General features: G+C 54.2%; 11 protein-coding genes. 1 reads left to right on the forward strand and 10 read right to left on the reverse strand.

Annotated elements, in window-relative coordinates; translation table 11 throughout:
• Nucleotides 1–38: 38 nt before the first annotated feature.
• From FWJ25_RS10440 to FWJ25_RS10450, 3 genes are all read right to left on the reverse strand, one after another.
• Nucleotides 39–4,931, reverse strand: coding sequence for an OmpA family protein (locus tag FWJ25_RS10440; RefSeq protein ID WP_149600226.1), 4,893 nt, complete (start codon nucleotides 4,929–4,931; stop codon nucleotides 39–41).
• Nucleotides 4,932–5,261: 330 nt separating this feature from the next.
• Nucleotides 5,262–5,660 (reverse strand): hypothetical protein, encoded by a 399-nt coding sequence (locus FWJ25_RS10445; RefSeq protein ID WP_149600227.1) that lies wholly within the window; start codon nucleotides 5,658–5,660, stop codon nucleotides 5,262–5,264.
• Nucleotides 5,661–5,694: 34 nt separating this feature from the next.
• The gene (locus tag FWJ25_RS10450) at nucleotides 5,695–6,618 is read right to left on the reverse strand and encodes an AraC family transcriptional regulator (protein WP_149600228.1); all 924 of its coding nucleotides are present in this window, start codon (nucleotides 6,616–6,618) and stop codon (nucleotides 5,695–5,697) included.
• Between the two features lie 85 nt (nucleotides 6,619–6,703).
• On the opposite strand from FWJ25_RS10450, the gene FWJ25_RS10455 reads away from it, so the two are divergent.
• Nucleotides 6,704–6,937: a type II toxin-antitoxin system ParD family antitoxin gene (locus tag FWJ25_RS10455; RefSeq protein WP_149600229.1), complete on the forward strand. Its 234-nt coding sequence runs from the start codon at nucleotides 6,704–6,706 to the stop codon at nucleotides 6,935–6,937.
• Nucleotides 6,938–6,985: 48 nt separating this feature from the next.
• On the opposite strand, the gene FWJ25_RS10460 is transcribed toward FWJ25_RS10455, so the two are convergent.
• The 7 genes from FWJ25_RS10460 to FWJ25_RS10490 all read right to left on the reverse strand — a co-directional run bounded on the left by FWJ25_RS10460 (nucleotide 6,986) and on the right by FWJ25_RS10490 (nucleotide 12,975).
• A complete protein-coding gene (locus FWJ25_RS10460) occupies nucleotides 6,986–7,846 on the reverse strand; it encodes a DUF6544 family protein (RefSeq protein ID WP_149600230.1) in 861 nt (286 codons plus the stop codon).
• Between the two features lie 67 nt (nucleotides 7,847–7,913).
• The gene (locus FWJ25_RS10465) at nucleotides 7,914–10,256 is read right to left on the reverse strand and encodes an arylsulfatase (RefSeq protein WP_149600231.1); all 2,343 of its coding nucleotides are present in this window, start codon (nucleotides 10,254–10,256) and stop codon (nucleotides 7,914–7,916) included.
• A 206-nt stretch (nucleotides 10,257–10,462) separates the two neighbouring features.
• A complete protein-coding gene (locus FWJ25_RS10470; RefSeq protein WP_149600232.1) occupies nucleotides 10,463–10,996 on the reverse strand; it encodes a hypothetical protein in 534 nt (177 codons plus the stop codon).
• 18 nt (nucleotides 10,997–11,014) lie between these two features.
• Nucleotides 11,015–11,257, reverse strand: coding sequence for a DUF3565 domain-containing protein (locus tag FWJ25_RS10475; RefSeq protein WP_149600233.1), 243 nt, complete (start codon nucleotides 11,255–11,257; stop codon nucleotides 11,015–11,017).
• A 16-nt stretch (nucleotides 11,258–11,273) separates the two neighbouring features.
• On the reverse strand, nucleotides 11,274–11,606 hold the full coding sequence (locus FWJ25_RS10480; protein WP_149600234.1) for a YnfA family protein: 333 nt from the start codon (nucleotides 11,604–11,606) through the stop codon (nucleotides 11,274–11,276).
• Between the two features lie 110 nt (nucleotides 11,607–11,716).
• The gene (locus FWJ25_RS10485; protein WP_149600235.1) at nucleotides 11,717–12,118 is read right to left on the reverse strand and encodes a GFA family protein; all 402 of its coding nucleotides are present in this window, start codon (nucleotides 12,116–12,118) and stop codon (nucleotides 11,717–11,719) included.
• 161 nt (nucleotides 12,119–12,279) lie between these two features.
• Nucleotides 12,280–12,975 (reverse strand): TSCPD domain-containing protein, encoded by a 696-nt coding sequence (locus FWJ25_RS10490; protein WP_149600236.1) that lies wholly within the window; start codon nucleotides 12,973–12,975, stop codon nucleotides 12,280–12,282.
• Nucleotides 12,976–12,998 lie beyond the last annotated feature (23 nt).

Here is a 12,998-nt window from a genome sequence, read left to right on the forward strand (position 1 = left end):
GAAAGGAAATGGCCCGAAGAGCTTCGGGCCATTTCAGGTTAATTGTCAACGAATGGCTGAGCGGCAATGGATGCTATAGCAAATTCTGCCGGAGGTATGCCTCCAATCCATTCCTCCACGATGTCGGGCAATGGCACCTGCAGCGCGACAAAGAGGATACGCTCGTGCTCAATATGCTCGAAGGTAAAGGGCGCTGTAAAGCTGGTCATATGACGGAGAATCCGTAAAACATACTGGCCACCCTGAGGAATGTTGTACTGCGATCTGATTTCTTCGAGAACGTCCTCTATGTCGACAAGGTTGCGCAGGATGGGATTGGAATCAAAAAGTTTGGAGATGAACATGTCCAGCTGGCCGCCAATAAGGCTGACCTCTGCTGAGTGCCAGTCTTGCTCAACTGTTGCCATGGGAGCATGGTCGAGGGTTAGTTCAAGCCAGTCTGTCCAATCGTCTCTTTGGGATTTTGCCAGAGCAACTGCCTTGATGAGATTACCGCGCAGCGAACCTTTGATCAGCGGTCCGTTTTTGGGAGTGCCATTAACGTCATAAATCCCGTAGGCCTCAAAGTCGACTTCACCGTAGCGTCCCAGATTGAACACGTCTTTCACGCTCGTGGGTATACTCAGATCCGGGCCGGTATCGTCTTTCGGATAGAGCAGCCGCATACGCCAGTCTTTTGTCGGTTGCTTCCAGTATGGTGCGGCGGCATCTACCTGGCGTAATTCCGGGTACACGGATAGCTGGATGACCACGCCCCGGTCGTATGGGTTTTCCGCCGGCAGCGTATCTGGTATCGGGTATCCATTGTCCCTCAGATAACTCGCAAGAGATCTTGCTTCTCCAACAGGTTGTATCCGGAAGGTAGAAAACTCAGTACCGTCAATCTGAACATCGGGAATACCTTTCTCCCGAATACCGTCGAGAGCAGAGCGAGCTCGCTTCCAGGCCAACTCCTTGTTAAAAGCGGCTGACCCCGTGGTGCTTGTGTAGGCTTCGGTTTTATAGGTGCCGAGACTGGGATCCTCCGTCATCAGGTGGCTCGCGGCACGCAGGCCTTCTTCGTGACCGGGTTTGAGCTTGCTGGATTCAACAGCAAAGTTCAGCAGAACCAACTCCCAAACGCCCGGCCTTTTCTCCTCAAGGAAGTACAAAGGCGCCTGCGCTTCCAGTCGCCGTTGTTCGTCGAGCTCGGCGGCTGTCGGTTCTTTTTTCTGGGGCGGCTTGTTCTGATCATCTCCGCTGTCTGTTGGTTCCGGCTTTTTGACCGTGACTGTACGGGAGCCATCGGTATCCTGTTCAGTTATGGTGACGTCCCGGTTATTGCCGAAATCATCAATGATGGACTTGGCTCTGTCTGAGACACCTTTCGCCGTTTTCTGGCCCATCTGTTCGGCTTCTTTACGCAGAGCGGCTTCGCCATCCGACTTGGATATGGAGCCGTTTTTGACCGCCCGGTCTACGGCTGCGCGTTTCTTATCGAAGTTCTTCCCGGCGTCACGTTCTGCCTGCAGTTCCGCCAAACGTGCCTGAAGTGCAAATCCCCCAAACTGTCCCGCCAGGTTTGCCGCAGAGTTGAGTGCGCCCAGCGCATTCTTCTGAGTTCCTTCGAGCCCCGCCATGTCACGGAATGCGCTGTTACTTCCGAGGGTGCTCAGGATATCTCCAAAACCTTGCGGAGCCGGCGCTGCAGGTGCGTTCTGAAGATTAATGATGGAGTCGGGCATGTCTGTCGGAGTCGTGTTCTGAGGCTGGCTCCGACGGGAGTCAAAGAAGTTGCTGGGGAACTCGGCGAGGGCAGGGTCGTCATCGTTGAGTACCCAGTCTGTTGAACCCTCATGCTCCTCACAAGCTTCGCACTGGTCCATGATGGCCTGGGCATAAAGGCCATCTGTAGGCAGGCTGACACGCATGGGTGTCGAAGGCGCGCCTTCGCCTTTGTAGTATTTAAATGCATCCTCATAACTTTTATGGCCATTTACCCCAAGGAAAGCGCCGGCCGCAACTCGGAATACGAGCGCATTTCCAAGAATGGCAATGGGCTCCCGTTCGACGACGGAAGCTATGGAGCGGCGATCACTGGTCGAAATCGCAAAGCCATCAAGCAGCATGTAGAGCTCATCCCGGTCCATCGTCCACCAGAGCACCTTGTGGTAGTAATGAAGGTTGTCATTCACGTGGTCCAGGATTTTGTCGATGGCTTCCTCGGCTTTACGTCTTGGGTTCTGGTTTTCCCAGTGCGATGCAGTGAAGCTGAGGGTGGCACTTTCGGTTGGCGCGGGTCGGGTAGATTCGTCATCATCCCAGGCCGGAGGGGAGATGAGATCATCTGTACCGCCGGAAGAGTTCACGCGGCGGTGATAATGGTCGGTATGAAATTCAACGTTTGCGTCGGTTACGTTGGCTACCGAGCCCTTGGGCAGGTGTTCAGTTGCGGAAAGAATGAGAGTTTCAATACTCTCACGACGGGCGTCCTGCAGGGCTGCTGCCGGCACGGTGAAGTCCACTCGCACCGTGCGATTGAATCCGTATTCCCCGACCAACGTAAAATCCGCGCCTTGCAGGGGGCCAGATGATGCGCTGACCGTTAGCCTGTCGACCCATCGGCGAGCCATGGCCGGAGCGATTTCACGTTGGAAATACGTGTCCCTCTGGGACGCCGTGTAGCTTCGGATTCTCGCCACAATTTGCCCTACCGGGATTGGCAGAATGCTTGCGTATGTTTGCCAGACTTTGGTGGTAACACGCTCGCCTACCGCACCGTCTTCTTTGAGCTGGTCGTCGATTTCATCCGACATCACTTCGTCTCTTGGACGCTCGATACCAAGTTTGATGTAGATGGAACCGGACAGACTCACCAGGTACTGAGACTTCCTTGGCCCATCGGGGGGGAGTTCTACACCCGCCCAACTGCGGGCAATTTCATCGGAATATTTTAGTGCCCAACGGAGTTCTGGCTTCAGCAGGTAGCGCTCAAAAATATCCTGCCAACGGGCGATTCGGGCCAGGGTAAACGGGCGTATGGAGAAAGGAACAAACAGACATTCCCTGACGCCTGCCAACACCGTGTCCACGCGCATGTGACGCAGAATTTCATGATAGATTACGGTGAGGGAGTGGCAGTAATTGGGGTTTCGCACCACCTCTGAGACACCCTCAATGGATTCGTCCTGGCTGACTTCGTTGACCACCGTGCTTTCAAACTGACGCAGAGAATCACCGAACTGGCGAACGGCATCCCGCAGGCTTTGTTCTTCAGCCGCTGCCACGCTGCGCCCACCCTGTTGCCAACTGCTTGAACTCGCCCTGCCGTGGGCGGCGCCGCCACCGATAACCACGGGGCCCATGGCAAACCCGATACCTCCGGCAACGCCCGTAGTCTGTGACTTGCTGCCGCCTTTGCTCCATTCATTGAGGTTGGAACGCACCGCGTCGTTGTAATCCCTTTCCCTTAGTGTGGTTTGTGCCACCTCTTCACCGAACTCTGTACGCTCCCGGCGAACGCTTTGTTCCCGCCTGCGCCAATCCAGTTTGACAATTCGGCGGGTCTGCCGGGGAGCCAGCGTGAGAGTGTGTGCAACATCCCCAAGGGAATAACCGTTAGAGCGCCACTGCACGCGCCACTCCATAATGTGGCCGCCGGCGACTGACAATGCCTGGTACTGGGTTGAATCGCCATCCCAGTCGATTGGATTGTCAGGACCTACGGGCTGGCGACGGTTTCGCCAGGGAAGCTTCGGGAACGGCAGGAAATCGACTGCGGACGACGGTGGCCTGAGAATCGAGCTGTCTCTGGGAATGAAGCGGTTGAGGCCGGAACCGAGATTGGTAATTGTGGGCACAGGAGAAACAACGTTGCCACCTCCAACCGGGCTGGCCACCATAGCATTCATCGCAACCATGGGCTGAATCATATCTTTGGGGTGTAGCAACCCGCTGTAATCAGGCCTGTTGTTGGAGGTGGACTCTATCTCGGGCTGCTCCACGCGGAAAACCGTGTGGAAACGCCTTTCCCCGAGAATTCTGGCGGGGTTGCTGAACGGTTTGCAGAAAGAACCTGGATCATCGCTGAACAGGTCCGGTTCATTCAGAAGGCTGCCTTCGTCAACATCGAGCGGAGGATTCGTCGATCCGGAAGTGGAATCCGATGGTGTGCCGTCAGTCACTGCGGGCTCGTCGTCTTGCCAGGGGAGCAGGATTCTCAGATCGTGCTGGGGCACCCTGAGTTCTGCATCTTCACGGTAGCCAATGAGCAGTTCGGGGCCGTTAAGCATCCAGACCCAGCCGGGGGCCTCTGTTCGGGGATGAAACGGCCGACGGATCTGGAAGCTGCCATCGAACTTGAGGTCGGCAGCGGTCAAAGAAAGGGCGCCAAGCTGACCGGCAGTGGTGGCATCCAGAGGAACCTGTTTCGCGTTTGTCTGCAGTGCGGCACCATCCGCAAGGCCAAGCAGGGCTTTCAGAGCGTTTTGCTTTGCTGCCGTATCAACCAGATCGACGCTCAGGGCATAGCCGTCAAAACGTTGCTCCGGCTTGCCTAGCCGGATGAATCGTCCTGACCTGACCAGGGCCGGCTGTTCATCGGGTTCGAGACGTGTCAGCGCTTGCTTTATGGTCGCTGCCGGTATGGCAAGTACCACCGCCTCGTCATTCGCTGCCGCCGCGGTGTTGACCGAACCAAGGTCTGCAATCTCCAGGCCTTGCCGGTTTTCCAGAATGGCGGAGACCGGCTTATCCAGGGCGACAGGTTCTATTCGTGCCTCAGCCCGTGCGTTGCGATCAAGGCGCACGAGTTCGCTGCCGGGGTGGGTAATGGGTTCGCCTTCGTCATCTTTTCCGGGGATTTCGTAGGACAACCGTACCTGTAAGGTTTCGGCTTCCACGCTGTCGACGCTTTCCTTGGGTTCGATTCTCAGCTTGAGGAAATCTGGCATGATGGGGGCCCTTCTTGTCGCTATTGCATCCGTGTCTTGATTACCCGCGGGGCAGACTCTTCAGACAATACAACCGGGCCCGGACAGATCGCGCAGTCACAAAGGGCGAGACAACTTCATCATTTCAGGACTTCACTGCACACTTTTACGCGTGGTAGCGATTTCGTCAGGCGTCCGCGTGTACCTGCTATGTGTATGATTGCGCGACGGTACTCATTGGGACGTCTGCAGATTGAGGATTGTGGGTGATACCGCTTTTGTAAAGTATGAACGGGGATTTTCTCTTTGGATCTGTAGGGTATGGCTAGGGAAATCAGGACCCAGAGAGCTTCAATTGCGTTCCTTTAACACTGAATAGATGCGTTCCACCTGAGGAGCAGCAGAATCATTCCCGTTGCCTTCAAGCCAGTCTTCCAGTAATTCCAGCACACGCTTTTCGTCGTTACTGCGAAGGCTTGGCCAGAAAACGTAGGGGATGACGTCGGGGTTACGGATATAGAAAAGTGCGGCGTCCTCTGGTTTATCTGAATCACCGCGAAGGCCGACAATAAAGCGCAGCCCTTCGGAATCCACCAGGGTAATAACCAATGATTTTTCAGACGCCAGATCCCGAACTTCCTCAACGGTAACAGGGGAATCCAGGCCCGGAACTGAGGTAATGTAATACTGAATACCTAGAAACCCCAGCAGGACAACAAGCAATCCTGCCAGGGCGAACGATTTGATCATCAATAAAGCACCTTAAGCCGCAGAGCAGAAGGCACTAGATCTCCTTCAGCTTTACGTAAATTTCCATCTCAACGAACCCATCTGAGCGCGCATCGTTCAGATAGCGTTCCATCATCGGATAGTTATCCGGCTCGAAGCCGCTATCGGGAAGCCAGTCTGAGTAAATGCTCAGTTGGGCGTTGAGGGTTTCCTCTACAGGGCCCTTATAGTACAGCACTGCGTACTTTCCGTTGGGAATTTCAGACAACTCGAATGGTGCATTCACCAACGTTTCTTCCCCAATCACGATAGCTGCCGTGTAGCGGCACTTATCGATCGGAGTCACCGCGGGGTTATCAAAGGCCAGGGCGAATCGCTGCTGATTACCGGGCATGATGCCATGGTTACTTGCCCAGGAAATCAATTTATCCCAGGCGGCATAGATTCCTTCCGGCTCGTAGCCTCTTTCAGAGGCGAGAGTGCAAACCCGTTTGCGTTCCAGTTCTCTTACTTCAATTTTCATGTTTGTATCCTTGAAAGTCTTTCGGTTCATCACGTCATTTGTGATGGAAGAAGGATACAAATCAGAAGGTTGGAACTCTTTTCCATACTTGCTAAAGAGTTTTCCAATCTTGCTGTCTTTGACTTTGTCCGGATTCCGGAGCTCCGACGGGCTATACCCGAAGTGGAGCTTCACGGCCTTGGAAAAGTTGGCGCTTGATGAAAATCCGAGGTCCAGCGCAACCTGGGTAACGGGCATGTCCGGATTGAACACGAGCTGGTTTACCGCTCTCTCCAGCCGGCGCCGGGCGATGAAGTCGTTGACTGTCTCACCCATGATTCCCGTAAAAATCCGGTGGAAGTGGTAGGGGGAGAAATGGCTGACTTCCGCAACGTCTGCGAGCGTAATCCGGGAGTTGAGATTGCTTTCGATGTATTGAATGACTGTATCGATGCGGGTTTTGTAGGTTTTGTTCATGCTCTCCGAGCCTATCAAAGTCGTTTGCATCCGTGCTGAGCGCAACTCAGAATATACCAATAATTGGTACTAACGAGGTGTCAACATGCAAAAGAATACGAGCATCGCTCTGGGCCAACACTTCGATTCTTTCATCGCCGAACAGCTCAGGACTGGTCGATATAGTTCTACGAGTGAAGTGGTGCGCGCAGGATTGCGCCTGCTTGAAGAGTCTGAGACCCGCTTGAACACCCTCAGGAAGTTATTGAAGGAGGGGGAGGGTAGTGGCTTTGAAGACTACTCCTACGATGAATTCATTAAAGAACTGGATAACGAATAACACCGATGCGCATGTTCAAGCTTTCCGGGAAGGCTAAAGCTGATCTCGTTAAGTGTGATCATCTTTGACTATATCAGGGGGACTTGGGAACGCGATCGATTCCACGTCCGCTACGAAAAATGGGAAATAGTCTTCTGTTCCAAAGTGGTTGCCTGCCTCCACATGAGTAGGCAATTGGAATCCATTAAATAACCGGAACGAGGACAGGGAGGCCCCAAAGGGCTGGAGCTTATATTTCTTTTCCGGGTTGGCGTTGCTCCATCTCTGGAAACAGATTTGGATTGGTTGCCCGTTTGGTGCCAAAGTGAGGTCTACGGCTTGGGTGAGATTCCCATGGCTGACGGTGACGCGAGCGCAATCATTATTCACTATGCTCCATTCGATACCCGGCCCGGGCAGTAGGGCTGCCGGTGACCAGATCACCGCTTCAGCGACGTACCGGCCAAATGCCGATCGGGCATGATCCATGTTGCCCCCCATACGAGCCACTGGCAGTAGCCCCATCAGCCAGAAACGCGTCCAGGATTCGCTGTCAGATCCTGACAGCCTCAAAGCGCCTTTTCGGGCACTCATTTTCCAGACAAATCCGGCCGGCAACGCCAGAACCTGCGTAGCCTTCATATCGGAATAGTTAGGCTGTTCTTTTGAGCCCATACCAAACTTTCCTGTCATGGAGATGTCGGCCACCGTGTAAAGCGTGGTGCCGGGGGCGATGGTGTACTGGAAGAAACGCCGGGCAGGCTCCGGGAGGGCTGACACTGTTTCGCTTTGAAAGCGTCCAGGCTCTACAGGCTGCAGAGAATGTAGATTATCCATGGCCTTGCGATCAGCGCAGTGGTCGATTCGGCGCCAGGTCCATAGCGCCACTACGAATAAAACGACAGTGATTGCAATTGTATATAGAGGCATCGAAATCTAATACCGCTTATCGACGTGGCCAGGTTATCCCTGGCCACGACACGCGGCCCGCTGTTTATCACTCAAGATCAATAACGACCTTTTCGATCTTACCGTTGAATGGGAAGGGTCCTTTGCCGTGGTAAGCCAGGGATACCGAGGACCCGAGGTCCATGCCAATATCGAGGGTTTCCGTAGCTGAGTATCGGACCGGCGGCACCTTCTCGATTTTTCCAGTAGCGACCTCCTGCCCATTCACCAGCAGCTTCGCGGTGCCTCCCATCGGAGCTTTGCCTTGTTGGGTATAATTCATGGTCAGTGTGACCTTGCCCTCCGGCAGGGTTTTGTCAGACCGGACCCTGTAACGTTCTTTGCCGAAGAAGTTAACCTCATAGACTGGCTTGCCATCCATGACATACAGCGTATAGCCAGCACTTAACCCACCGTTCGCCACCAGGACCCCGTTGGCATTTTGCTCCGGTGATTCAAGGTTCACGGTAATTGTGTGGCTGCGCGCGTAGGCGGGTGGAGCACTGCCTTCCGGAATTCGCTTGGCTCCCGGTGTGTACTCGAAGTGTGTTTTCCCTCGGGTAACACTGGGCCTTTCGGGGTTCTGGCCGCGCTCTACAAACCGGTCATCCAACGGATATACGCTGTATTTTTTGGCCTCGGCATCGAAGATGTCTTTTAGCTCGTCAAGCTTCTCGGGATACTCCTTCGCCAAATCAACGGCTTCAGAAAAATCTTCTTCGATGTTATAGAGTTCCCAGGTACTGTTCCCAAAGCCGGTCGATCCAGAAAGCTCCCAGGGCACGCCATGGAAAGAAGCGGCCACCCAGCCATCGTGGTAAATGGCCCGATGCCCACCGGTTTCAAAATACTGAGTGGTTCTGTGACTCGGTGAGTCGGCATCCTCAAACGTATAGAGCATGCTTGTGCCGGCGATGGGCACCTGATCAACACCGTTGACTGTTTTCGGCTCCGGTAGGTGGGCGGCCTCAAGAATAGTCGGGACAACATCGATCACGTGATGGAACTGGGTTCGAATTGAACCTGTATCCTTAATCTGTGCAGGCCAGGAAATCACCATACCGTTGCGTGTGCCGCCGAAATGAGAAGGTACACGCTTCATCCACTGGAATGGAGAGGAACCGGCCCAGGCCCAGCCAACCGGAAAATGGTTTTCATGCAGCGGCCCGCCAATTTCGTCTATCTTGGGGAGCTGGCCCTCCACGGTATCCGGTACGCCATTCTGGGTCATTATGTTGTTGAGTGTACCGGTGGGACTGCCTTCCGCACTGGGGCCGTTGTCTCCGGCGATGTAGATCACCAGGGTGTTGTCCCCGTCTGGCAGGGCCCTTACCGCATCCAGCATACGGCCAATGTGGTGGTCGGTATGAGCAGCAAAGCCAGCGAAGGCCTCCTGGTGTTTCGCATACAACGTCTTGGCATCATCTGAGAGAGAATCCCACGCTTCAATCTCTTTGGGTCTTGGGGTCAGGCGGGTGTTCTGGGGAACCACTCCCAGCCCTTTCTGGCGCTCCAGGGTCTCCTCGCGAACCTTGTCCCAGCCCTGATCAAACTGGCCATCGAACCTGTCTATCCACTCCTGGGGCGCATGCAGAGGCGCGTGGGTTGCACCGGGTGCGAAGTACACGAAAAAGGGCTTGTCGGGCGCGATGGATTGCTGCTGATTAATCCACGCAATTGCGTCGTCGGCCAGATCTTCCGTCAGATGATATCCTTCGTCCGGTGTTTTTTCCGGTTCGACAGGAGTTGTATTGCGGAACAACTGGGGCTCCCATTGGCTGGTTTCGCCGCCCTGAAAACCGTAGAAATATTCAAATCCGAGACCGGTTGGCCAGTGATCGAATGGACCGATCGGGCTGGTTTCCCAGTCGGGAGTGTTGTGCCATTTGCCGAAGGCCGCTGTGTTGTAGCCATTGTCTTTCAGAATTTCTGCAATACTCGCGGTCTCGCTCGACCAGATACTGTGATAACCCGGATAGCCCGTAGAGAGTTCTGTAATAGTCCCGAACCCGACCTGATGATGATTCCGACCGGTGAGCAGGGCTGAGCGGGTGGGAGAGCATATGGCCGTTGTGTGGAAGGTGTTGTAGCGCAAACCCTCTTCGGCCAGGCGATCAAGGTTTGGAGTCGGCACCGGGCCACCGAATGTTCCCGGATGTCCGAAACCGAAGTCATCAATCAGCACCACTACAACGTTAGGCGCGCCATCGGGCGGGGTAACCGGCTGAGGATAATCCTGTGTGGAGTTTTCAAAGGTCTCGCTGATGTTGCCTTTGAACTCAGGTGATTTAATGGGGAGTACTGTGCGGTCTATTTCCTGTTCGGATGCCAGAGCCATGGTGCTGGCAAGACACACGGGAATGATAGCTGAAAGGCAGAAAACCCGTTTCATCGTCCTTTTCTCCTTGTTCGCATTCACTTGCGGTTGCGGTTTCACAGCTTAAAACAATATGCACAATGTATGTTATACAGCGTCGGAGGAGCGTTGTAACCTTTCTTTATAGTTCATCCCCAGCGGGCTGCCTCTTCGGCATTGCCGTCTTACAAAAGGCAAATTTTGTTCTTTGGAGTGCGCATGGTTATATTCCTTCTGCAATCTTAATAGCGCACTTCGCCGACTTTATAGACCCGATCAGGCTCGCCAAACACTTCCGTAATTTGATCGAAAGTCAGCGGCAGCGGGTAATAGTGCAATTGGTCAGGGCTAACAATTACCGGAGAGGCGCGTCCAGCCGCGCAATGGGAACAAGCGCCGACCGAGAGAAGTATGCCGTCACGAAAGCGAATCGAAAATCCTCCCCCCGAATAGCCGTCGTCTTCTTCGGCTCTGCGCCTCAAGGCTTCTGGCCATTCAGTTGGTGGTACAAACGGGGGCAAATAGCTCGCAACAATTTCCGGGCCCAGCTGTGAAAGGGGGATGGATTCCGTATCGGGGGCTAACTGCAAGCGGGCTTCTAGAATATGATCGTCGGTTGCTTTTGTGAGATCGATGGAAATCAGGTAGTACAACGGTTCAGGCGAATCCCCAAGAACCTCGCCAAAGGCAACAAGTGCACCCCGTTCAAAGCGTGATACGTTGGCACAGCCAGCTACAAGGGCAGCTAAGAGCAGGGTAATCAATATACGACCCATAAAACCGCCCCAACGTAGTCAGACGTTTACCTGCCTTCCCAACAGACCATCCGTGGCAGGCTGATCCAAGGGTTTACCCTGGTCACATTTCACACAGTTTAGCTCATGGCCGATCATACCGGATCTGCCAGCTTCGCTCTGAGTCCAGGGTCGGTTGGTCCATGGCGGGTCATGCCGAACATGCTGGTAGTGCCCACATGCCAGTTCTGCTACCCAGTGGTTTTCTTCATCTTTGTGGAAGCCTGAGATTGGTTGCATCATTTCATACAAGGCCCCGTTATGTGCTGCGCGGTGCAAACATGATAATGGCCATACCCAATAAAGCGACGGCTGAGCCAGCTAAGTCCCACACAGTTGGGCGGATGCCATCCACTGCCCAAAGCCAGATGATTGCCATAAAAATATAAACGCCACCATACGCCGCATAGACTCGGCCAGCCGCGGTAGGATGTAATGACAACAGCCAGGCAAACAGTGCAAGACTCAGTGCACCGGGCAGTAGCAGCCAGATCGTTTTGCCCTCTCGAAGCCAGAGGTAAGGCAAATAACAGCCGACAATTTCCGCTAATGCGGTAACGACGAAAAGGCCAACGGTTTTCAGTTCGGGCAAAACGATTTACTCCTTGGTTGTAGCCGGAACGAACTTGAATGACGCATTCACCGATTTTAAAGGATGGCTACACAGCGCCTGCTATCAGTCACTGGTTATGTGATGGTAGCTCAATCCGGCAAGCCCTCGAACTTCGGCACTTCCCCTAGTTTTCCCTCCCAAGTAGCTTTGCTGGAAGAAAAGATATGAGCGGTGGGCAACACGGAGATCTCAGTGTCCAGACACCCTGCAGGAACGACGAGAAGACCTGTAATCTGAGTGTTTGGCAATGCGGAACCACACAACTTACAAAAGCTTTTGTTATGACGAGTGCCGGGGAGCGTAAAGGTAGTCACAGCATCTGCACCCGACTGCCAGACCAATTTAGCTGAACGCGAGAATAAATTTGCAGCATGGGCCGATCCTGTATCCTTTTGGCAATGCTGACAATGACACAGGTAAAAACTGTCGAAGGCCCCGTGTACCTCAAACCTCACAGTGCCACACAGGCAAGAACCACAGTGATCAGTCATCGGATTTCCTTCTATGTCCTGCAGGGGATGCACAAATAACAACGCGCAATCACGAAGCAGTCAAGCGAATACAGATCAGCTCCAATCTCGCTGAGCCGAAAACAAAAAAAGGCCCGAAGCGTTAACCTCGGGCCTTTCCTTTAACTCACCACTGAGTCACCTCAACCGCACTTGCTGTCGCCGCAGGAGAGGCAGGTGGCGCAGCCGTCCATCACGATCACCGCCTTGGTGTTGCACTTGCCGCACATGGTGGCGTTGGCGGGGTAGTCGTTGCTGGTGTCGTCGTTGGTCGCCGTGCTCTGGCTGGCTTCGAATTCAGCGCGCTTTTCCGCGAGGATGCGCTTGGTGGTTTCGCTGAGTTCGTCGTTTTCCAGCAGGCCGATGGCCTTCAGGTGCTTCTCGATCACGGCGCCGATTTCAGCTACCAGAGACGGCATGAACACGCCGCCTTTCTTGAAGTAGCCGCCGTTCGGGTCGTACACAGAGCGAAGCTCTTCCACCAGGAAGGTCACGTCGCCACCCTTGCGGAATACCGCAGAGATAACGCGGGTGAGGGCGATAACCCACTGGAAGTGCTCCATGGACTTGGAGTTGATGAACACTTCGTACGGCTGCCGGCTCTCGTGGTCGGTGTCTTCATTGAGCAGGATGTCGTTGATGGTGATGTACATCGCGTGCTCAGCCACCGGCGGCTTGATCTTGTAGGTGGTACCCAGCAGGAAATCCGGCCGTTCGATGTTTTCGTTCATCTCAACGGGCTTGGTTTCTGCGTGTACCGGCGCCTGGTGTTCGGTTGCGTCTGCGTCGGCTTTCTTAACGCGGTAGCCGACGATCTGGTTGGTAATTTTGACTGTCATGTTCGTTGTCCTATGTCGGTTCC

The organism is Marinobacter salinexigens (assembly GCF_008370345.1).
Taxonomy (GTDB): Bacteria; Pseudomonadota; Gammaproteobacteria; order Pseudomonadales; family Oleiphilaceae; genus Marinobacter; species Marinobacter salinexigens.